This is a genomic window from Mogibacterium diversum, assembly GCF_002998925.1.
GTDB classification, from domain to species: Bacteria; Bacillota; Clostridia; order Peptostreptococcales; family Anaerovoracaceae; genus Mogibacterium; species Mogibacterium diversum.
This window is the reverse complement of sequence record NZ_CP027228.1, coordinates 1544637-1566167: the sequence shown is the minus strand read 5'-3', so window position 1 is coordinate 1566167 and position 21531 is coordinate 1544637. Positions and strand designations below refer to the sequence as shown.

Below are 21531 nucleotides of genomic sequence, written 5' to 3'. Positions count from 1 at the left end.
TTGAATACACCATATCTACTGATAAATGGTTACTTTTCATCACCTGTAGCTTTCCCGTTCGACGACCATCTATGCCTATTTGAATAGATAATCAATGGTGCAGCCATCGAAACGATAAAGCATACTATAAGCACTATTTGATATACCCTGTTATCTGCAGCAGTAAGCTTTGATGAAGGGAAGAATGAAATGACTAAAGTTACAACAGTCATAAATAGTCCAACTGCGGCAACGACAATCTTTACCGCGCGTCCTCCAGGAATATGGAATTCACGCTTCATATTCCCCTTTCTTAGAATTAATACAAAGTAACCTAGGAAGAATAGCACGTACGCAGCTAGGTAAATTACAACCGTAAGACCAATCGCTGTTAAGTATCCGACCGATGAATCAGAACCGCCTGCGAGTGCAATCGAACCGCATAATACAGCATCCCAAATTGTAACGATTACAGCCTGGAGCATAATCGTGAATACAGATACGCCGTTCTTATTAGTCTCTTCAAATCTTGCTGGTAAAATTCCATCATAAGCAGCTTCTAAGAGTGCTTTTGATGGTCCTACAATCCATGCAGAAATCTCTGCAAATACTCCAAGTGCAAGCAAGAGCGCAACTACAAATACGATCCATCTATACTGTTCTCCAAAATGATTTACATAGATATTCTCAAAAGTCTCAATTACACCATAGGAGAGATTTCCATTTAAAGTCTTGGCTGGAAGAGTAGTTGCAACTGCTAGTCCACCAACGGCATCCAAACAGATAGTAAGTACCGTAAGCATAATCATGACTTCAGGATACATTTTGTTTGGCTCCTTAAGTTCATGAACATGTGATGCAGATGCTTCAACACCCATATAAGCGAGGATGAATGAAGCGAATATTACAAGCGTCTTAACATCGGAAAAATCAGGTACTAACGATTTAACGCTTAAATCTATTTGTGATTTTCCACCAGTCATGAAGTATGCAACTAAGCCTATATTTAAAATTAGGATAGGAACTGCGATTCCTCCAATCAATCCAATCTTAGAAATCTTCTCAGTGTACTTCGTTCCTCCAAGCTGAGCAAATGTCAAAACCCACACGATAACCGCAACGCCGATGAACATTGTTAATGGATTTTTATATAAAGCATCTACCTTGAATACATAAGCTAAAGCAGCAAGGATGAAGAAGCACATTGTTACAAATCCAACTGTTATCTGGAACCATTGAAAGAACAGTGCCGAAAAACCCCATCGCTGGCCCAGGGTATTTCCTACCCAAGAATATATGCCGCCTTTCTCCCAACCTTCAACGGTTGCCATCTCAGCTGCACAAAGTGAAACAGGTAAAAACCAAAGTAAACCACCAACAACTAGGAAGAAAACCAGCTTAAACCCCGAAGATGCAAATGACGGATATTCATATACAGTCATGACCATCGAAGCAGTCATTGCGAAAAATCCAAAGACCCCAAGTTGATGAACCGCTTTTTTCTTATTCAGATCTTTATTACTCATAACAATTCTCCTTTCTGTCCAAAATCTTCATAACAGATAATTAGTAAATACAATTCGAATTGTTTTAAATCACTAATAACTTTTTACGGGTTTGGTATATACCCATAGACTGGTCATTTCAAGGCATAAAATTTTGTTTTTTTAAACATGCAGTAAATTTTTCATTCTATTAAAAAAATTTGTGAATTGCCCTAAAATCGCTATTTTTTCATTAAAAAATGGCTGAGATTCTTTCTCAGCCATTACAAAATTATAATTGTTTTATACCAGCATCATCTGCTCACTATCAGCCTTTTCCTTCTTAGTCATAGGCTTCGAAGCATCATCCTCGTCGAGGACCTTTGCAAATGATACGATTTCGTCACCAGACTCAACCTTCATGATCTTAACACCCTGAGTTGTTCTGCCTGACTTCGATATCTCGTTAGCTCTGATTCTGATAATTACACCGTTCGAGTTGATCAGCATAATCTCATCATCCTTGCTTACAAGCGTTGCACCAACTAGCTCTCCAGTCTTTGAGAACTTAGTCTTATCGTAAGTCGAAACTCCCTTTCCACCTCTGGTCTGAAGTCTATACTCATCGAGGCTAGTTCTCTTACCAAAGCCCTTCTTAGTCATTACAAGCAGTTCACGCTCACCAGTGCTATCGAGCTCCATAGATACTACTTCATCGTCCTTATCTAGCGTGATAGCTCTTACACCGCCAGCACTTCTTCCCATGCTTCTAACATCGTCTTCGTGGAATGTTATTGACTTACCTTTCTTGGTCACAACGTATACGCTCTCTTCACCGCTCGACTGACTTACAGAGATGAGCTTATCATCATCCTTGAGTGTGATAGCGATGAGTCCGGTCTTACGGTTAGTATCGAACTGAGACATTGGAGTCTTCTTGATAGTTCCATTTCTAGTAACCATGATTAAATAATTGTCGTCTGCAAATTCCTTAACTGGTATAACCGCAGTTACTCGCTCGCCCTGATCGAGATTTAGGAAGTTAATAACCGGAGTGCCCTTCGCAGTTCTCGATGCTTCAGGAATCTCGTAAGCCTTGATTTTATAAACCTTACCTAAATCTGTAAAGAACATCAGATAGTCGTGAGTCGACGTGATTATGAGATCTTTTACAAAGTCAGAGTCTCTAGTTGTGAGACCTACTATTCCCTTTCCACCGCGACGCTGTGCCTTGTAAGTATTCTCAGGAACTCTCTTGATATATCCGAGATGTGTAAGCGTAACTGCAACATCCTCTTCATCTATCAAGTATTCTTCATCTATCCCACCATCATCAGCAACGATTTTGGTTCTTCTGCCATCACCGTACTTCTGCTTGATTTCGGTAAGCTCATCCTTGATAACACCCATCAGTTTGTGCTCGTCAGCGAGGATTGATTTATAGTAAGCGATCTTCTGCATGAGTTCGTTATGCTCGTTCTCAATCTTCTCACGTTCCAGACCCTGCAGTCTAGCTAGTCTCATGTCTAAGATTGCCTGAGACTGAATCTCACTGAGACCGAATCTAACCATCAGCTTTTCCTTAGCATCATTGTAGCTAGAACGGATTACCTTGATTACTTCGTCTATATTATCTAGCGCAATCAGAAGACCTTCTAAGATATGAGCTCTTGCCTCAGCTTTAGCGAGGTCGAACTTTGTTCTTCTTGTGATTACAATCTTCTGGTGCTTTAGGTACTCATCGATAATCTCACACAATCTGAGAATCTTAGGTTCACCGTTAACTAGAGCTAGCATAATCATGCTGTAAGTGCTCTGAAGCTGAGTGTGCTTATATAGTCTGTTGAGAATCACATTAGGATTAGTATCCTTCTTGAGTTCGATTACGATTCTCATTCCCTCTCTGTTAGATTCATCTCTAATAGCGGAAATTCCATCGATTTTCTTATTTCTAACGAGGTCAGCCATAGATTCGATGAGTCTCGCCTTGTTAACCTGGAAAGGAATCTCAGTGATTACGATTCTCATCCTACCGCGAGCAGTTTCCTCAATCTCGCTCTTAGATCTTACTGTAATCTTTCCTGTTCCTGTCTCATAAGCTTCTCTAGCCGCATCCCTTCCGAGAATGCTTGCACCCGTTGGAAAATCTGGTGCCTTTATAATCTTAATGAGCTCATCATTACTACAATTCTCATCGTCGATTCTCTTAATACAAGCATCGATTGTGTCGCTTAAGTTATGAGGAGGAATGGAAGTCGCCATACCTACGGCGATACCGTTCGATCCATTTATGAGCAGATTAGGCACTCTCGAAGGTAGAACCACCGGCTCCTTCTCCTCACCGTCGAAGTTGTCTGTAAAATCAACAGTGTCTTTCTCTATGTCGCGAACCATCTGCAGCGAAAACGGTGACATTCTAGCCTCCGTATAACGCATAGCAGCTGCTCCATCTCCGTCAACAGAACCGAAGTTACCGTGTCCGTCTACTAGCGGATATCTCGTCGAGAAATCCTGTGCCATCTTAACCATGGCATCGTAAATTGAGCTGTCACCGTGAGGGTGATATTTACCCATTACTTCTCCGACAATACGCGCCGATTTCTTGTGCGGCTTGTCAGGAGTAATACCTAGGATGCTCATTCCATATAGAATTCTTCTGTGTACTGGCTTGAGTCCGTCACGAACATCTGGGAGTGCACGTCCGACAATAACGCTCATCGCGTAGTCGATATAAGAATTCTTCATCTCATCATATATTTCATGAGTGATGATTTTGCTATCTTCTAAAAGCGTAGTCATTATATCTCCTTAATGTCCATTAAATATCTAGTGTTGCGTATCTTGCATTGTCTTCAATGAACTTCTTTCTTGGCGGAACCTTATCTCCCATCAATGTCGTGAAGATTTCATCCGCTGCTGTAGCATCCTCAATCTTAATCTGCACAAGAGTTCTGTGGTTATAATCCATAGTAGTCTCCCATAGCTGATTGAAGTCCATCTCTCCTAGACCTTTGTATCGCTGTATTTCAATCTTAGCATTCTTGTTTTTAGCTTTTAACTCAGCGAGTAATTTATCCTGTTCAGCATCTGAATAAGTGTAGTGAATTTCTTTTCCCTGCTTAACTCTAAATAGAGGTGGCTGAGCTGCGTACACATATCCGCCTTCGATAAGAGGTGTCATGAATCTGTAGAAGAATGTAAGAAGCAGCGTTCTGATATGAGCACCATCGACATCGGCATCAGTCATGATGATAATCTTATGATATCTAAGCTTAGTGATATCAAAGTTGCTTCCTACTCCGCATCCAAACGCAGTTATCATGTTCTTGATCTCATCTGAATTAAGAATCTTATCTTCTCTTGCCTTCTCAACGTTGAGAATCTTACCTCTTAGCGGAAGTACAGCCTGACGATTACGATCTCTTCCGGACTTAGCGCTACCGCCGGCAGAATCTCCCTCTACTAGGAAAATCTCTGACAGCGCTGGATCCTTCTCCGAACAGTCAGCTAGCTTGCCAGGTAGAGAAGTTGTCTCGAGTACCGAAGTCTTACGAGTAATCTCTCTAGCCTTTCTAGCTGCCTCTCTCGCACGAGCGGCTTTAAGACACTTATCTACGATTAGCTTTGCTTCCTTTGGATTCTCATCAAGGAAGAAAGAAAGATTCTCGTTCATGTTACTCTCAACGAATCCCCTAACCTCGCTATTTCCTAGCTTAGCCTTAGTCTGTCCTTCAAACTGAGGATTTGTCAGCTTAACACTAACGATTGCTGTCAGACCTTCTCTAACATCCTCACCCTGAAGTGAGTCATCATTATCCTTGAGAAGTTTAGTTCTTCTAGCATAATCGTTAATAGTTCTAGTGAGAGCCGCCCTTAAACCAACTAAATGGAAACCACCTTCTACGGTATTTATATTATTTGCATAAGAAAGTGTTAGCTCACTATACCTATCCGTATACTGCATAGCAACCTCTACTTCGTATCCTTCTTTTTCATATTCGAAGTAGAAAATCTTATTGTTTATTACTCCCTTATTTTTGTTGAGGTACTGAACAAATTCAATAATTCCACCTTCGTAGTGGAAACTCTCTTTTTTCTTTTTGCCCTCTCTCTTATCCTCGATAGAAATTCTTAGTCCCTTGTTAAGAAAAGCCATCTCACGCATACGTCTCTGAAGTGTATCGTAATCAAAGACAGTTTCATCAAATATTTCTGCATCTGGCCAGAAAGTTGTTTTGGATCCTGTTTCCTTTGAAGTTCCAATAATCTCTAGCTCAGTAACTGTCTTTCCTCTCTTATACTCCTGCTTATAGAGATTACCGTTTCGCTTAACCTCTACAATCATATGAGTGGAAAGTGCATTAACTACAGATGCACCTACTCCGTGAAGACCTCCAGAAACCTTATATCCGCCATCTCCGAATTTACCACCTGCGTGTAGCTGAGTATGAATAACTTCAACTGCAGGAATTCCAAGCTTAGGGTGAATATCTACTGGCATTCCTCGTCCATCATCGGTAACGGTTATAGAGTTGTCTTCATTTATCGTAACAGTGATGTGCTTACAATACCCAGCTAGTGCTTCATCGACAGAGTTGTCAACAATCTCATATACGAGATGATGAAGTCCTGCAGGTCCAGTACTACCTATGTACATACCAGGTCTAACCCTTACAGGTTCTAGTCCCTCAAGTACGGTAATCTGGGAGGCATCATATTTATTTTGCTTATTTTCTGCGCTCATATTGACCTTCCTTTTTATATTTCTAACCCATTTATTTTAGCATAGAGGCTTTAAAATATCAATAAAGGTAGTTTTACCCTTTTACGGAATAAAACTACCTTAAATCGCTTATTTTTCGATATTTTTATGTTTTATAGCTCTTTTTTTCTAAATTTTGTTCCAAATTTATACAAGTGAGCCACTTTTTACGTTAAATACCTTTCCTTCTTTCATACCATGAAGGAGTTCCGAATTAACCTCGGTCGACGTAAGAAATAACTGAACATCTTCTATCTCATTTAGCAGATAACTCTGTCTCTCTCTGTCGAGTTCAGATAATACATCATCCAGAAGCAAGACTGCGTTCTCACCCAGAATCATCTCGGCGAGCTGAATTTCAGCAAGCTTTAGAGATAGAGCAACGGTCCTCTGCTGACCTTGTGAGCCAAACTTCTTGGCATCTATTCCATTGATATAAAAATCAAGGTCATCTCTATGAGGTCCTATGCTGCAGTGACCATTGTAAATATCTCGTTCACGGGAATTTATAATTTCATCTAGGATATTCTCAGCTGCTACCGACTCAACGTATTTTATCTCTAGGTTTTCTCGACCTTTTGAGATGTTGTTCTGTATCTTGGAAGCTTTCTCTGATAGCATCTCCACAAATTCACGGCGAATTTTGATAATTTCACTACCGTATTTTGCAAGCTGCATATCGTATATTTCAAGCATATCTCGCATCTTGGATTCGCTACCAGGTGCTCTTAGCTGTTTAATCAGTGAATTCTTTTGCTTAAGCACATCTTTATAGTTACGAAGAGCTTCAAAATAGCTAGGTCTAAGCTGACTTATCTCTTTATCTATGAAATTTCTACGCTTCTCTGGACTGTCTTTTATTATTCTTAGATCGTCCGGTGAGAATACAACGACTACGAGGTTATTTAATAGCTCTGCAGTTCTACCAAGAAATTTATTATCCTTCTTAATCATCTTCTTACCACGATTATTGATGGTAATACTAATTTTCTTATCTATATCTTCGCTGACTGCTTCTACAGATACATTACAGTTCTCCTCTCCAATCTTGATTAGATCTGTAGAATTGCTCGTGCGAAAAGAACGCGCAAACGCGCAGAGATATATGGCCTCTATGAGGTTAGTCTTACCCTGCGCGTTCTCACCTATTATTATATTTCGTTTACAATCGAACTCTACCTCAAGCTCGCTATAGTTTCTGAAATTTTTTACCTTTAAACTATTTACTCTCATCCACAGTTTCCTATTACTAGCTAATTCTTACAGGAAGCACCAGATACAGATAAGTGTCTCCCTTTAGTGGAGTTATGATGCATGGCTTTACACTATCGCTCATGCTTAGGATGATTTCTTCATCATCGATTACTTTTAGCACATCCATCATGTATCTTGAGTTGAATCCAATCTCGAGGTTATCTCCCTCTTTCATAATTTCAACCATTTCTTTTATGCTGCTCTTCTCAGAAAGAGAAGTGATTTCAATCTGATCATCCTCGATTTTCATCTTTATGAGATTGTTATTCTGAGCAGAAGCGATGATAGCAGCTCTATCGATGCTCTTCATGAGTTCAATTCTGCTAGTTCTTATCTTGATGCTGCTCTCAGCCTTGATAATTCTATTGTAATCTATATATTTTCCATTGAGTGTGTTTAAGATAACTCTGTTGTTATCGAAGAGCATTACTACCTTGTTATCCACAATCTCCATGAATAGCTGCTCGTCGTTATCATCGTCACTTATAATCTTTGACACTTCACCTAGAAGTTTTGCAGGAACAACGATGCTAAGTTTTTCATCAGTATCTACCTTTGCATTGTAAATAGCCATTCTAAATGTATCCACCGCTACCATGCGAAGGTTTCCATCACCAAGCTCGATGAGGATACCCGTAAGTACTCCGTTAAGCTCATCAGCGCTTGCAGAGAACGAAGTCTTGCGAATTAAGTTTTTTATATCTTTCTTGGAGAGAATAATCTTCTGACCTTCTCCAATATTGAATCTTGGAAATTCATCTGCTGAGAAACAATTAAATGTAGATGAAGATTTGCCACTGTTAATCTTAATCTGATTCTTTTCATGATTGTAGTCCATCAGTACTTCCTCTTCAGGAAGCTTATTAACGATGTTGGCAAAATTCTTTTCCTCTATAACAAATGAAACGTCACCTTCACTATCAACAGGAATATTCGACTCGATAGTCATGTTAGTGTCTGTTGCTGTCAGATACATTCTATCACCCTTAGTTTCAATAAGTATTCCTTCTAATATAGGTGAAGGAGTTCTTGTTGGAATTGAGTGAGATACATTGTTAATAGCTCTATTAAGTTCATTTCTTGTGCAGTATATTTTCATAGAAATTCCCTTTCTTTATATATTATATATTTAGTAATAATAGTAGGGGCTGTTGATAATGTGGATAACTTTCTTTTTGCTTATATTATCTCGCATCTAGTTCAAAAAGTATATTGATAACCCCTGATGATAACTAGTTAGTAAAATATGGATAATTAAACTTCATGAAAAATTAGTTGTTCACACCTATAAATCATGCTTTTTAAGTTTCTTGTTAATCTCATCTATATCATATTTGATTAGCTCATCTTCTTGATATAGGGTCTGTATTTTATTGCAATTACTCATTACCGTTGAGTGGTCTCTACCACCGAATATCTCACCTATCTTAGAAAACGAGAAATCAGTGCTCTCTCTACATAGGTACATCGCAACCTGCCTAGCAAGTGCAATTTCAGCAGTTCTACGCTTAGAGTCGAGGTCTGAAACCTTGATATCGTAGTAAGAAGCTACTGTTGATCTAATTCTCTCTGGAGCGATTGCCTTATCTGTATCTCTATAGATATCCTTGAGAACTATCTTAGCAAAATCAAGATCTATCTTATTGTTCATAATCTCGGAAAAGCTTATCATGCGGTTCATAGCACCTTCTAGCTCTCTGATATTATACTTGATTTTCTCAGCGATTAGATTGCAAACCTCTTCAATATCACTATCCAGTTCTATATCAGCAAGTTCTATCTTTTTCTTAAGAATCGCTACTCTTGTCTCAAAATCAGCAGGCTGAACATCAGCCGTTATTCCAAATCCAAATCTGGTAGTAAGTCTCTCATCGAGCTTTTGTAGGTTGCTCGGTGGTCTGTCACTAGATATTACAATCTGTTTGTTGTTCTCGTATAGGGTGTTAAATGTATGGAAGAACTCTTCCTGAGTCGCTTCCTTACCTTCTAGGAACTGGATATCATCTATGAGTAGTATATCTATATTTCTGTATTTTTCTTTGAACTGATTGGTATTCTGTGTATTTATCGCCTCGATAAGTTCATTCGTGAAAGTCTCGGATGATATGTACAGAACATTTGAAGTAGGATCATTCTTTATAACCTGAATTCCAATGGCCTGCATGAGGTGAGTCTTACCAAGTCCGGATCCTCCATATAGGAAAAGAGGATTGTAAGCTTCCGCAGGTGACTCGGCAACCGCGAGTGATGCGGCATATGCGAATCTGTTGTTACCTCCAACAACGAAGTTTTCAAAATTAAATTTAGGATTAAAAAGCTTAGAATTATCCTTATAAAGTGACTTTCTTACTTTTTTCTTCTTATCAATTTTGTTGCTTTTATATTCGTCTTTGGATTTTATGACAACTTGAAAATCATCCCCGAGCATTCTCGAGAATATATCTTCGATTTGAACAATGTATTTCTCTCTAAGAAACTTGATAATGCTGATGTCTTCAAGTTGGATATAAATTATCTTATTATCGACATCGAGCTTATAAAGAGATAAATCAGAAAAGAACATATCGAAGCTTAGCTTGCTTGTAGATTTCTTGATTTCCTCTATGAACGAATCCCATATCTTGTTAGTTTCCAAAATACTCCCTCCTAGGTGAATAAACATATTCTACACAAATAAATCCACAACAGCAATAATGCTGAATCCTATAAAATCACTGTATTAGCACTTAATAAAAATAAAGTTATACACATGTTGTGGATAACTTTGTTAATAAGTTAAAGCTACCACTAAATGTAGTATGTGAGAAAATTTTAAAAAAATTTAAATTATTTTTTTCCTAAAGAACACCTTCAAAATGGCGTATACATTGACTTTGTTATGGTTTGAAAGTATAATATCGTGATGTATGTGCCTTTGGAATTTAGAAGACACAACTATATTAGATTATATCAAACGTTGATATGGAAGGAGAAACTAACAATGAAAAGAACTTACCAGCCTAAGAAGAGGCAGAGACTTAAGGAGCACGGCTTCAGAAAGAGAATGGCAACTGCAAGTGGCAGAAAGGTTCTCAAGAGAAGAAGAGCTAGAGGTAGAAAGAGCCTTACAGCTTAATAGCTGATATAAGGTAAAGTGATCATGCTCAAGGAATCAACGCTAAGGAATCAGCTTGACTTTAAGGTTGTATATAACAAAGGCAAATCTAAAGTCTCAAGATTCATGGTAATTATATACAAAAAGAACGGGCTTAAGTATTCGAGATTAGCTTATGTTTCTAGTAAAAAGGTTGGAAACAGCGTTAGACGCAACAGATCGAGAAGACTCATGAGAGAGGCTTATAGATTACTAGGCTGCGAAGTTAAGAACGGGTACGACGTTATTTTTATAGCTAGAAATTCTATCAATGATCACAAGTGTGAAGAAGTTAGAAGGTCAATGTACGGGGTTCTTCGTTCGGAACACCTTCTAGACAAGTAAGGGCTTTTACAATGATAAAGCTTTTAAAGAACATTATTAAACGCATATTGATAATTATCATCAGAGGATATCAGAAATTTATTTCGCCTTTATTCCCTTCAACGTGTAGATTCTATCCTACATGCAGCACGTATTTTATACAGGCGCTCGAGAAGTACGGACCATTTAAGGGAACGTATTTAGGAATAAAGAGAATACTTAGATGTCATCCGGGAAATCCCGGAGGATATGATCCTCTAAGATAAGAAAGGACAGAATATGGGATTTATTGCGGTGCCTTTGGGTTATCTACTAACGTTTATCTACAAATTAGTTGGTAACTACGGTATTTCACTAATAATACTAACGGTACTCGTTAAGCTGCTCCTCTATCCTCTCTACTTCAAACAGATTAAATCGACAGCTTCGATGTCTTCGCTTCAGCCTAAAATGAAGGCTATTCAGGAGAAGTATAAGAACGACAAAGAGAAGATGAACGAAGAGATGGCTAAGCTTTATAAGGAAGAGAATTTTAATCCGATGGGTGGTTGTCTTCCGATGCTTATCCAGTTGCCTATCATTATGGGGCTTTTCACGCTTCTCAGAAATCCTATGAGGTATATAGCTGATGAGAATATGATTTTCGCTGTTCATCAGTCGTTCCTATGGATTAAAGACCTCGGACAGCCTGACCTTTGGATTCTTCCAATTGCTGCAGCTGTTTCAACATACATCTCTTTTGCGATGACACAACAGCTTACAGGCCAGAATGAGATGATGGGTGGCCAGGGAAAATCAATGAACATGATAATGAAGTATTTTTTCCCACTCAGTATCTTATGGCTTGCTAGAGCTTACCCAGCTGGACTTGCTATATATTGGGCAGGTGGACAGTTCATTCAGATTTTCTTGAACATCAGAATGAATAAGTTCCGCGCTAAGCTCAAGGAAGAGCAGGAACTTGAAGAAAAGAGAAGACGCGCTGAGAAACAGCTTGAGAAGATGAAGAAAGCAAGGATGAAAGGATAATGATGAAAGCTTCAGAAAAATGGGGAGTTGATGTCGACACAGCCGTAGAGCTTGCGCTTCAGGAACTCAAACTCACCAGAGATGAAGTCAACGTTGAAATCCTTGAGGAATCGAGCAAAGGTTTCCTCGGTATAGGATCTAAACTTGCTAAAGTGAGAGTTACTCCCAAGAATGACGGTGCTGATAAAGCACATAAAGAAAAAGCAACTTTCGATGATATAGACAGAATCCTCGCTGGTCTTCCTGAGAATAACACTGTTGTTGTTCCTGATGAGATCAGAAAAGACTACGATAAGTACGAAGAGGAAGAGCTTGAGGATGCTCGTGCAAGCGAGCGTGCTAGACAAGGCGAGAAGAGAAAATCTTCTAGACCTAAGAAGAATAGAGAGAGAAGCAAGAAAAATCATGGTAATTTTGAAGCAACTCTACTTCTTGATGTCGATAAGCTAACACCGGTGCAGGATCATCCAGTTGAAGCATTCCTAAAAGAAATCACAAAAGAGATGGGCATTGACCTCGATTTCGAAGTTAAGGAAGGCAAGGATCTTATCTATGTAAATGTTACTGGTGCAGACACTGGTACAATCATCGGCAAGAGAGGACAGACACTCGATGCTGTTCAGTATCTAGCTAGCCTCGTTGTTAACAAGGAAAATGGCGGATACACAAGAGTGGTTATGGACGCTGAGAATTACAGAGCTAAGAGAGAACAGACTCTTGTAAGTCTTGCAAATAGACTAGCTGGTAAGGTGGAGCGTTCCGAGAGAAAGATTACTCTTGAACCAATGAATCCTTACGAGCGTAAGGTTATTCATTCAACACTTCAGAACCATCCAAGTGTAACGACTAGGAGTGAGGGTAAGGACCCTTATAGAAGAGTTATAATCGAGAAGAAATAACACTGAGAGCCCATCTTTGATGGGCTCTTTTCGTCAATAGGAGAATTTATGGCAGATACTATTGCTGCAATTGCAACGCCTCTAGGGGAGGGTGGAGTAGGTATAGTTCGTGTGAGTGGACCTAATTCACTATCCATTATGAAAAGCATATATCGTGAATGTCCTGATGAGGTAATTCCTCGTCACGTTTACTATGGTCATGCTGTCGACAATAAAGGAACAGTTATAGATGACATGGTATCGATATACATGAAAGCTCCTCATACCTTTACAGGTGATGATGTTGTTGAATTTCAGGCGCATGGAAGCAATGTATCTCTAAAGCTTATCCTAAGAAGTGTAATCGCTTCTGGGGCAAGACTTGCAGATCCAGGTGAGTTTACTAAAAACGCTTTTCTTAATGGTAGACTAGACCTATCTCAAGCAGAAGCTGTGATTGATCTCATAAAAGCGAGAAGTGAGAAACCACTTAGCATTGCTTCTGAGCAGCTTAATGGTAGCCTAGGTCAGGAAATCATAGATATTCGTAATCATATTAAAGACGTGCTAGCTCAGATGGCTGTGAATATAGATTTTCCAGATGAAGATATAGAGCAAGTTTCGTATGATGAGTTCTTAGCGGAACTTATGAAGCAACAAGGTAGGTTAGGGAAGCTTATTAAATCTGCTGAATTTGGCAAGCTTGCAAGAGAAGGGATAAAATTAGCGCTCGTTGGTCGTACAAACGTTGGGAAATCATCTCTTATGAATGGATTGTTAGGAGAGGATAGAGCGATAGTAACTAATATACCGGGAACTACGCGCGATACGATTGAGGAGAGTGCAACAATCGGGGGCTATCCGATTGTGATTGTTGATACTGCCGGGATTAGAGACACTGATGACGTGATAGAGCAGATTGGTATCGAAAGATCTAAGAGTCAGATTGATATTGCTGATCTAGTGGTTATGGTTATCGATGGCAGCGGTTGTCTTGAAGACGAGGATTTTGAAATTGCCCAGCATATCGAAGGAAAACAGGTGCTTCTTGTTATAAACAAAGAGGACCTTGGTATTAATATATCCGAGAGTGAGTTTGAGAGAATTAAAAGTATACTTAACTGTAAAGGTGTAGTTTATACCACTGTAAAGACTATCGAGGGAATCGGGAGAGTGCGTGAGGCGATAGAAAATATTTTTACAGAAGGATTTGTTAAGAGTGATGGAGGAAATATCGTCACAAACGAGAGGCATAAAGAAGCTCTCGTAAGAGCAAGTGAATCACTAACTCAGGGTATAGAACTTTTAGAAATGTGTGAACCACTTGAAATTGCTGAAATAGAGGCGCGTGATGCCTTTCAGATATTAGGAGAGATAATAGGAGAAACTGCGAATGAAGAGATTCTCGACACAGTTTTCTCTAAGTTTTGTTTGGGAAAATAAATATGAATTTGCAGGAAATTAAAAATTCAAATAAATATAGTATGATGGGTGAATACGATGTAGTTGTCGTAGGAGCTGGACACGCAGGGTGTGAGGCTGGTCTTGCTGCTGCAAGAATAGGATGTGAGACACTCCTTCTCTCGATGAACCTCGAATCTGTAGCGATGATGCCTTGTAATCCTTCTATTGGAGGAACTGGCAAGGGACACCTCGTGTGTGAGATAGATGCTCTCGGTGGAGAGATGGGGCTTAATATCGATAAGACCTTTATCCAGAGCAAGATGCTCAACACTTCTAAGGGACCAGCTGTTCATTCTCTCCGTGCGCAGGCGGATAAGACGAGATATCATCTCGAGATGAAGAAGACCATCGAGAATGAAGAAAGACTAAGTCTTAAGCAGGCGGAGGTCGTCGACCTTATAATCGATGATGGTGCGGTATGCGGAGTAGTAACGAGAACCAACTCTATTTATTTGTGTAAAGCGGTCATTATGTGTACAGGAACATTCCTGGCTGGCAAGGTATTTATAGGCGAAAGCGCGTATTACAGTGGTCCGAGTGGTCTAGCTCCTTCGATGGAGCTTGCGGATAAGCTGCACGAATATGGTCTCCCGATGCGTAGATTCAAGACTGGGACCCCTGCTCGCATGCTTGCCTCGACACTTGATTATGACAAAATGAAGCAGCAGGATGGAGACGAAGAGATTATTCCGTTTTCATTTATGAATGAAGGAGAAAAACTTGGAAGAAATCAGATATCATGCTGGCTCTCTTATACAAATAGTGATACGCATAGGATTATCCTTGAAAATATAGAGCGTTCGGCGATGTACTCCGGCAACATTGTAGGTGTCGGTCCAAGATATTGTCCTTCTATTGAAGATAAGGTTTCGAGATTTAAGGATAGGGATAGACATCAGTTATTCGTTGAGCCAGAGGGTCTGGATACTGAGGAGATGTATATACAAGGTATGTCTTCTAGTTTACCAGAAGATATTCAGGAAGAGTTTTATCACACTATTCCTGGACTTGAAAATGCTGAAATTGTCAGACCAGCTTATGCCATAGAGTACGATTGTGTTGATCCAACAACTCTGAAGCCTAGTCTTGAGAGCAAGCTTATAGATAATATGTTCTGTGCTGGACAGTTTAATGGAAGCTCTGGATATGAGGAAGCAGCTGCACAAGGTCTTATAGCTGGAATTAACGCTGCTCGCAAGATTAATGGTGAAAATCCTCTAGTGCTCGGAAGAAACGAGGCTTATATTGGCGTTCTAATCGACGATTTAGTGACTAAAGGTACTATGGAGCCTTATAGAATAATGACGTCTAGAGCGGAATTTAGACTTATTCTGAGACAAGACAACGCAGATCGACGTCTGACAGAGATTGGCTATGAGTATGGACTAGTTTCTGATGAGAGATATTCTAAGTTTATCACGAAGAAAAAACTTGTAGATGGAGAGATAGAGAGACTTAGAAATAAGTATGCTGAATTTAGTAAACTTAATGAATTTCTAGCATCTCAAGGTAGTCATGAGGCAACGAATAATAATATTACTTTCTATGATCTTCTAAGAAGACCGGAGATTTCGTATGAAGCATTAAAGGTAATAGATGATGAAACCAGACCAGAGCTTAATAGAGCTGAGAGGTACGAAGTTGAAGTTAGAATTAAGTATGCAGGCTATATCGATAAGCAGCTAGCTCAAGTTGAAAAAATGAAAAAGCTTGAGAATAAAAAGCTTCCAGAAAATATAAATTATAATGTAATCAATGGGCTCAGGCTTGAGGCTAGGCAGAAGCTTTCTGAGATTAATCCAATTAGTATAGGTCAAGCGAGTAGGATTAGCGGAGTTTCTCCGGCGGATATAAATGTACTTCTAATTTATTTAGAGAAAGAAAGAAGAAGTAATGAACGAAGCGAGAGGAATGAGTATGAAGGATAATTTAATCTCAGAACTGAGTGGTAGATATGGGGATGATAAGACTGATAAGCTAGTCAGATACATGCAGAGAATTCGGGATATTAATGAGCATATAAACCTTACGGCAGTTAGGGAAGAGGGTGAATTCCTCGAGAAGCATATTGTGGACTCTCTAGCTTGTAACGATTATGAGGAATTTCAGAGAGCCAAGCTTGTTGTTGATATGGGTACTGGTGGCGGATTTCCTGGCATTCCGCTTGCTGTAACAAATCCAGATAAAAAGTTCATTCTGGTAGATTCCCTCAATAAGCGACTTAAAGTAATCGATCAAGTTGCCGAGGAACTTGGGATTAGAAATATTGAGCTTGTTCATGTGAGAGCTGAAGATATGGGGCACAATGTTAAGTATCGAGAGAAGGTAGATGTGTGCGTATCTCGTGCAGTTGCTTCTCTGGATATATTATCTGAATGGTGTCTTCCACTAGTGAAAAAAGGGGGGTATTTTATTCCGTATAAGGGGGAAAGTGCAGAAGATGAACTTACTTCTGCTGATGCTGCTATTAGGGTTCTTGGTGGCAATGTTGAAAAGATAGAGAATCCCTCGCAGGATAAGAACGCTATATCTGGACATAGGCTTATTTTTATAAGGAAGTGCAATAGTACCCCGAAGAGGTTTCCTCGCAAACCGGGAATTGCAAAAAAGAGCCCTATACGTTAAAAGGGCTTAATCCTATAATGTAATAGATTAAATTGTAGTAGTGGGAAAGTAAAATGTTTCACGTGAAACATTTTGACTACCCACTACATATTGTTTCACGTGAAACATTGAGAAAGTTTTTCACTAAAAACTCACGCAAATATAAGAAGAAATAGATGAGAATTGTGGATAGAAAAGCCATAATATTATATAATTACACTAGTGAAATCTCAAAAAGGAGACTTATATGGGAAAGGCAATAGCAATATTTAATCAAAAGGGTGGAGTTGGCAAAACAACTACCAACATAAACCTAAGTGCCTGCCTCGCTGTACAAGGCAAAAAGGTTCTAGTAATCGATATAGATCCACAGGGCAACACCACTAGTGGAATAGGAATTAAGAAAAGAAAATTAACTGATACATTATACGATGTATTGGTTAATAAAGATTATGATGTCCATAAAGCTATACTTCAAACGAAGACAGCTAATCTGGACATTATTCCTGCGAGTGTAGATTTGGCTGGAGCTGAAATTGAGCTAGTAAATATTGAGGGAAGAGAAAGAAGACTAAAAAAAGCAATCGAGCAGGTTAGAGGAGAATATGATTACATATTCATAGACTGTCCTCCTTCACTTGGATTATTGACAATTAACTCGCTGACAGCAGTAGACAGTGTACTAATCCCAATTCAGTGTGAATTTTACGCATTAGAGGGAGTTAGTCAGCTTATGAGCACTGTTGAGCTTGTGAAAAAGAATATGAATCCAGACCTTCAGATTGAAGGAGTAATACTTAGCATGTTTGACGGTAGAACGAATTTGGCAATCCAGGTAGTACAAGAAGTTAAGAAATACTTTGGAAAATACGTATTTTCAACTGTAATCCCAAGAAACGTAAGGCTCGCAGAGGCACCAAGCTACGGAATGCCTATTGTTAAGTACGATCCTTCGTCGGCGGGTGCAAAAGCATATAACAAATTTGCATTAGAGTTCCTAGATAGAGAAAAGAGGAGAAAGAAGAAAAATGGCTAAAAGAAAAGGTGGTCTAGGAAGAGGGCTCGATGCACTCTTCGCAGATGCAGCTCCTCTGTTCGAAGAAGACTTGGAACAAAATGAGGAAGAGAATACAGACACGAAACTGCTAGACATCATCGATGATGTAACAGGAGATAAGAGCAGAGAACGTTTTGATTCGAAAAGTAAGGCTAAGAGCAACAAAAATCATAAGACAAAATCAGATAGAGACGAAACAAAAGGAAATAATTTAAACAGCACCAAAGAAGACAAGACTCCAAGGGAACATGCTGTTCAGTTGGAAGAAAGAAATATAAAAGATTCAAAGGGTGAAACTTCCCAAACGCAAGTAGATTCAGCGAAAATTGAGGCTGATGAAGACAGGGTTTTATATATCGACATTAACGACATCAAACCTAATAAAGACCAGCCACGAAAGACCTTCAATGAAGAAAAGCTAAAAGACCTTGCGAACTCCATCAAGGAGAATGGGGTAATTCAGCCTCTAATCATCAGAAAGGCACAGAATGGTTACGAGCTTGTTGCTGGTGAAAGAAGATGGCGAGCAGCTAGGATTGCTGAAATCAAAAAGGTTCCTTGTATAATAAGGGATTTTGACGAAAAGCAGAATATGATAGTCGCTATCATAGAAAATATGCAGCGAGAAAATCTCGATCCGATTGAAGAAGCACTTGGTCTTAATGAGATGATCAAACGATTCGAGTTCACACAAGAGCAGGTTTCAAACGCTTTAGGAAAAAGTAGAGCATATATAGCAAACTCGCTTAGGCTATTGAAGCTACCTGAAAAGATACAGAATATGATCATAGAGGGACGCATCTCTGCCGCACACGGAAGAACGATTATCACAATCAAGGATGAAAATAAACAGATAGAAGTTTGCGATAAGATAATTAGAAATGGGCTATCTGTAAGGGCGGCGGAAAGGCTTACTGAAAAGATAAAGGACGATGCAAGACCTGAGCGTAAGAAGAGAAAGCCTGGCGTCAATGCGGAAATTGCAGCAGTAGAAGATGAATTAAGAAAGATATTTGGCACAAAAGTCAACATAAATGGGGAAGCGTCAACTGGAAAGATTGAAATTGAATATTACAGTATAGATGAATTGAACAGGTTGATAGACATGCTTAGGGGCATAGAGTAGCCAAAGATAGGAGCAGAAGATTTATGAACAAAAACGCAGGAAATATAGCAGGCGCAGAGTTTCTGGAGAGCTTGCCAGTGCCGGCGTGTATGGTCAATAAAGAAGGAGCCGTTGTATATGCGAATTCGCTCATAAAGAACGTGTTTGCATATGATGACATAGTGGATGGAAATTTCTTTGCGCTTACGGGAAGTAAGCTTGAAGATCTCGAAGACGCTCGAGATACAGGCACAGAGGTTAAGATAAAGCGCAATGAGCAAATTTTTGTATTAAACACAACTCGTGAGGAGCGAGAAGATGGCATAATAACAGTTTTCTTCAACAATGTAACTGAACGTGAGACACTACGTTCAAACTACAGAGATGAACATGTGTGCCAGATGTACATCAGCCTAGATAACTATGATGAACTGATTTCAAATTCGCCTTCAGACAGCAAGATGACAGTGCCAGCAGAGGTGGATAAGATTCTGAGTAAATGGGCTGAATCTAACAACGCAGCTATAGAAAGTATCAGCGAGGACACGTATCTTGCTACACTTTACAGGCGAGACGTTGATAACTTGATTGAAGGAAGATTTTCGATTTTGGATACAATTAGAGGTATCCAGACCAAAGACGATTTTCCAGTTAGTCTCAGTATAGGCGTTGGAATGGGAGTACGAAACCTGCAGGATGCTACAGAGCTTGCGGAAGCAGCACTTGATCTCGCTATGGGACGTGGCGGAGACCAGGCGGTAGTCAAGAACGGTGATAGAACTCATTACTATGGCGGAAAGCTCCAGTCTATGGAGAAAAACAACAAAGGAAAGTCGAGAATTATCGCACATGCGTTAAAGCAGTTGGTTAGAGAGAGCTCAAATGTAATCGTAATGGGGCATCGTTGGCCGGACATGGACTGCTTTGGCTCTGGAATAGGGGCTTATAAAATTGCAAAGTATATGGAGAAGGATGTTGCGATCGTAATCGAGGAGTACAACGAGGCGCTACAGGCGATTTACAAGCAAGCTGTTGAGACCGATGACTACGAGATTGTAAACAGGGAAAAAGCGATAGAGCTTTGCGAAGAGAAGACCCTTGTAATTGTTGTAGATACACATAGACCGGGAATGGTTGAATGTCCTGAAATCCTTGAGAAGGCTGATAAAATCGTAGTTATCGATCACCACAGATTATCCGATGATTCAATAGACAATGCGATACTATCATACGTTGAGTCATATGCGTCTTCTGCAAGCGAACTCATGACGGAGATTATCCAGTACACTTCTAACAAGAAGATTGTCAACAAGTTTGAAGCGGAAGCGTTATTGGCCGGAATAACGGTGGATACGAATAGGTATTCCATTAAAACTGGGGTGAGGACATTTGAAGCCTCCGCGTGGTTAAGGCGTGTAGGCGCTGACACCACTGAGGTTAAGAGGTTCTTTCAGTCGGAGGTTACATCGTTCCAGATGAGAGCAGAGGCTGTTGCTAATGCTGAATATATGGACGAAGGCGTTGCGCTTTCGATTTCTCAGGGATATTCGACAGATGCACAGATTATCAATGCGCAGGTTGCAGACGAGCTATTAATGGTTAAAGGCGTGAAAGCTTCGTTTGCTGCTGGAAAGAATGATAAGGGCAAGACAGTGATAAGTGCGAGATCTCTCGGAGAAGTTAATGTTCAGGTGATTATGGAGAGGTTCAATGGAGGAGGGCATCTTAATTCAGCAGGTGCTCAAACTGATATGGAGCCAGAAGAAGTAATAGCGGAGCTTAAGAAGATAGTACCAGAGTATCTAGGAACAGATGGCGAAGAGTCGGATGCCTACGGACAGGAGTAAGGGATAGAGCTTCGGAAGTGTCCAAATAGGCGAGGAATGTCTATAAGATTGAAAATGTGTTAGTAAAATAAAAAAGGATTTACAAGAACAACAAGAATCCAAGCGATGGGAATTAGTAAAATAAAGATGATAGGAAATTGCACAGGAGAAATAGGAGGGCAATATGCAGATTATTTTAAAGAAAGACGTTAAAGGAACGGGTAAAGCCGGAGACGTTGTTAAGGTAAGTGACGGTTACGCAAGAAATCGCTTAATTCCAGGTGGATTTGCAATTGAGGCTACTCCTTCAAATCTCACGAAAGTTATGAGAGATAAGGCTAACCGCGAAGAGCAGATTGCACTAGATAAGGCAGAAGCTAATCAGGTGAAAAAGGTACTCGAAGGAGAGGTTATCAAGCTTAAGACTAAGGTTGGTGAAGGCGGCAAGCTATTCGGATCGATTACCTCGATGGATATTGCTAATGCAATCAAGGAGCAGACAAAGCTCGATGTCGACAAGAAGAAAATAGTGCTGATCAAGCCAATTAAGGAAATCGGCGAACATGAAGTTGATATTAAGCTATACACTGAGATTACAGCTCGCATCAAGGTGGCTGTTACTGAGGAATAAA

Annotated in this window: 18 protein-coding genes; 12 read left to right on the top strand and 6 right to left on the bottom strand. The window is 39.7% G+C overall.

Annotated features, from left to right (window positions below; translation table 11 throughout):
* Positions 1-29: 29 nt before the first annotated feature.
* From C5Q96_RS07510 to dnaA, 6 genes are all read right to left on the bottom strand, one after another.
* Positions 30-1505, bottom strand: a complete 1476-nt coding sequence (locus C5Q96_RS07510; RefSeq protein WP_106057761.1) for an amino acid permease — start codon at positions 1503-1505, stop codon at positions 30-32.
* A gap of 261 nt (positions 1506-1766) precedes the next feature.
* Entirely contained in the window at positions 1767-4262 is a 2496-nt protein-coding gene (gene gyrA / locus C5Q96_RS07505) for a DNA gyrase subunit A (protein WP_106057760.1), read from the bottom strand.
* Between the two features lie 19 nt (positions 4263-4281).
* Positions 4282-6207: a DNA topoisomerase (ATP-hydrolyzing) subunit B gene (gyrB, locus tag C5Q96_RS07500; RefSeq protein WP_106057759.1), complete on the bottom strand. Its 1926-nt coding sequence runs from the start codon at positions 6205-6207 to the stop codon at positions 4282-4284.
* Between the two features lie 165 nt (positions 6208-6372).
* Positions 6373-7458, bottom strand: coding sequence for a DNA replication/repair protein RecF (gene recF, locus C5Q96_RS07495; protein ID WP_106057758.1), 1086 nt, complete (start codon positions 7456-7458; stop codon positions 6373-6375).
* 16 nt (positions 7459-7474) lie between these two features.
* The gene (dnaN, locus tag C5Q96_RS07490; protein WP_106057757.1) at positions 7475-8578 is read right to left on the bottom strand and encodes a DNA polymerase III subunit beta; all 1104 of its coding nucleotides are present in this window, start codon (positions 8576-8578) and stop codon (positions 7475-7477) included.
* A 186-nt stretch (positions 8579-8764) separates the two neighbouring features.
* A complete protein-coding gene (dnaA, locus tag C5Q96_RS07485; RefSeq protein WP_106057756.1) occupies positions 8765-10114 on the bottom strand; it encodes a chromosomal replication initiator protein DnaA in 1350 nt (449 codons plus the stop codon).
* 345 nt (positions 10115-10459) lie between these two features.
* Between dnaA and rpmH the strand changes: the two genes are divergently transcribed.
* The 12 genes from rpmH to rplI all read left to right on the top strand — a co-directional run bounded on the left by rpmH (position 10460) and on the right by rplI (position 21530).
* A complete protein-coding gene (gene rpmH, locus C5Q96_RS07480) occupies positions 10460-10594 on the top strand; it encodes a 50S ribosomal protein L34 (RefSeq protein ID WP_106057755.1) in 135 nt (44 codons plus the stop codon).
* Between the two features lie 24 nt (positions 10595-10618).
* Positions 10619-10957 (top strand): ribonuclease P protein component, encoded by a 339-nt coding sequence (gene rnpA / locus C5Q96_RS07475; protein ID WP_106057754.1) that lies wholly within the window; start codon positions 10619-10621, stop codon positions 10955-10957.
* An 11-nt stretch (positions 10958-10968) separates the two neighbouring features.
* Entirely contained in the window at positions 10969-11202 is a 234-nt protein-coding gene (gene yidD, locus C5Q96_RS07470; RefSeq protein ID WP_094233508.1) for a membrane protein insertion efficiency factor YidD, read from the top strand.
* Positions 11203-11215: 13 nt separating this feature from the next.
* Entirely contained in the window at positions 11216-11965 is a 750-nt protein-coding gene (locus C5Q96_RS07465; protein ID WP_106057753.1) for a YidC/Oxa1 family membrane protein insertase, read from the top strand.
* The gene (jag, locus tag C5Q96_RS07460) at positions 11965-12864 is read left to right on the top strand and encodes an RNA-binding cell elongation regulator Jag/EloR (protein ID WP_106057752.1); all 900 of its coding nucleotides are present in this window, start codon (positions 11965-11967) and stop codon (positions 12862-12864) included. Before C5Q96_RS07465 ends, jag begins: the two co-directional genes overlap by 1 nt.
* Before the next feature lie 48 nt (positions 12865-12912).
* Complete coding sequence (gene mnmE, locus C5Q96_RS07455; RefSeq protein ID WP_106057751.1) at positions 12913-14286, top strand: tRNA uridine-5-carboxymethylaminomethyl(34) synthesis GTPase MnmE; 1374 nt, start codon at positions 12913-12915, stop codon at positions 14284-14286.
* Between the two features lie 2 nt (positions 14287-14288).
* Positions 14289-16235, top strand: a complete 1947-nt coding sequence (mnmG, locus tag C5Q96_RS07450) for a tRNA uridine-5-carboxymethylaminomethyl(34) synthesis enzyme MnmG (protein ID WP_277612253.1) — start codon at positions 14289-14291, stop codon at positions 16233-16235.
* The gene (rsmG, locus tag C5Q96_RS07445; RefSeq protein ID WP_106057750.1) at positions 16225-16932 is read left to right on the top strand and encodes a 16S rRNA (guanine(527)-N(7))-methyltransferase RsmG; all 708 of its coding nucleotides are present in this window, start codon (positions 16225-16227) and stop codon (positions 16930-16932) included. Before mnmG ends, rsmG begins: the two co-directional genes overlap by 11 nt.
* Positions 16933-17158: 226 nt before the next feature.
* Positions 17159-17947, top strand: a complete 789-nt coding sequence (locus C5Q96_RS07440) for a ParA family protein (protein ID WP_106057749.1) — start codon at positions 17159-17161, stop codon at positions 17945-17947.
* Complete coding sequence (locus tag C5Q96_RS07435) at positions 17940-19094, top strand: ParB/RepB/Spo0J family partition protein (RefSeq protein ID WP_106057748.1); 1155 nt, start codon at positions 17940-17942, stop codon at positions 19092-19094. Before C5Q96_RS07440 ends, C5Q96_RS07435 begins: the two co-directional genes overlap by 8 nt.
* A gap of 23 nt (positions 19095-19117) precedes the next feature.
* The gene (locus tag C5Q96_RS07430) at positions 19118-20920 is read left to right on the top strand and encodes a DHH family phosphoesterase (protein WP_106057747.1); all 1803 of its coding nucleotides are present in this window, start codon (positions 19118-19120) and stop codon (positions 20918-20920) included.
* Between the two features lie 163 nt (positions 20921-21083).
* Positions 21084-21530 carry a 50S ribosomal protein L9 gene (rplI, locus tag C5Q96_RS07425; protein ID WP_106057746.1) on the top strand — a complete coding sequence of 149 codons (447 nt, stop codon included), beginning with the start codon at positions 21084-21086 and terminating at the stop codon, positions 21528-21530.
* Position 21531 lies beyond the last annotated feature (1 nt).

Excerpts from the sequence above, each read along its gene's own strand:
- yidD (WP_094233508.1), top strand. The coding sequence starts at position 10,969 with ATGATAAAGCTTTTAAAGAACATTATTAAACGCATATTGATAATTATC.
- rnpA (WP_106057754.1), top strand. The coding sequence starts at position 10,619 with ATGCTCAAGGAATCAACGCTAAGGAATCAGCTTGACTTTAAGGTTGTA.
- mnmE (WP_106057751.1), top strand. The coding sequence starts at position 12,913 with ATGGCAGATACTATTGCTGCAATTGCAACGCCTCTAGGGGAGGGTGGA.
- recF (WP_106057758.1), bottom strand. The coding sequence starts at position 7,458 with ATGAGAGTAAATAGTTTAAAGGTAAAAAATTTCAGAAACTATAGCGAG.
- jag (WP_106057752.1), top strand. The coding sequence starts at position 11,965 with ATGATGAAAGCTTCAGAAAAATGGGGAGTTGATGTCGACACAGCCGTA.
- dnaN (WP_106057757.1), bottom strand. The coding sequence starts at position 8,578 with ATGAAAATATACTGCACAAGAAATGAACTTAATAGAGCTATTAACAAT.
- rpmH (WP_106057755.1), top strand. The coding sequence starts at position 10,460 with ATGAAAAGAACTTACCAGCCTAAGAAGAGGCAGAGACTTAAGGAGCAC.
- mnmG (WP_277612253.1), top strand. The coding sequence starts at position 14,289 with ATGAATTTGCAGGAAATTAAAAATTCAAATAAATATAGTATGATGGGT.
- C5Q96_RS07510 (WP_106057761.1), bottom strand. The coding sequence starts at position 1,505 with ATGAGTAATAAAGATCTGAATAAGAAAAAAGCGGTTCATCAACTTGGG.
- C5Q96_RS07465 (WP_106057753.1), top strand. The coding sequence starts at position 11,216 with ATGGGATTTATTGCGGTGCCTTTGGGTTATCTACTAACGTTTATCTAC.
- gyrB (WP_106057759.1), bottom strand. The coding sequence starts at position 6,207 with ATGAGCGCAGAAAATAAGCAAAATAAATATGATGCCTCCCAGATTACC.
- C5Q96_RS07435 (WP_106057748.1), top strand. The coding sequence starts at position 17,940 with ATGGCTAAAAGAAAAGGTGGTCTAGGAAGAGGGCTCGATGCACTCTTC.
- C5Q96_RS07440 (WP_106057749.1), top strand. The coding sequence starts at position 17,159 with ATGGGAAAGGCAATAGCAATATTTAATCAAAAGGGTGGAGTTGGCAAA.
- gyrA (WP_106057760.1), bottom strand. The coding sequence starts at position 4,262 with ATGACTACGCTTTTAGAAGATAGCAAAATCATCACTCATGAAATATAT.
- rsmG (WP_106057750.1), top strand. The coding sequence starts at position 16,225 with ATGAAGGATAATTTAATCTCAGAACTGAGTGGTAGATATGGGGATGAT.
- C5Q96_RS07430 (WP_106057747.1), top strand. The coding sequence starts at position 19,118 with ATGAACAAAAACGCAGGAAATATAGCAGGCGCAGAGTTTCTGGAGAGC.
- rplI (WP_106057746.1), top strand. The coding sequence starts at position 21,084 with ATGCAGATTATTTTAAAGAAAGACGTTAAAGGAACGGGTAAAGCCGGA.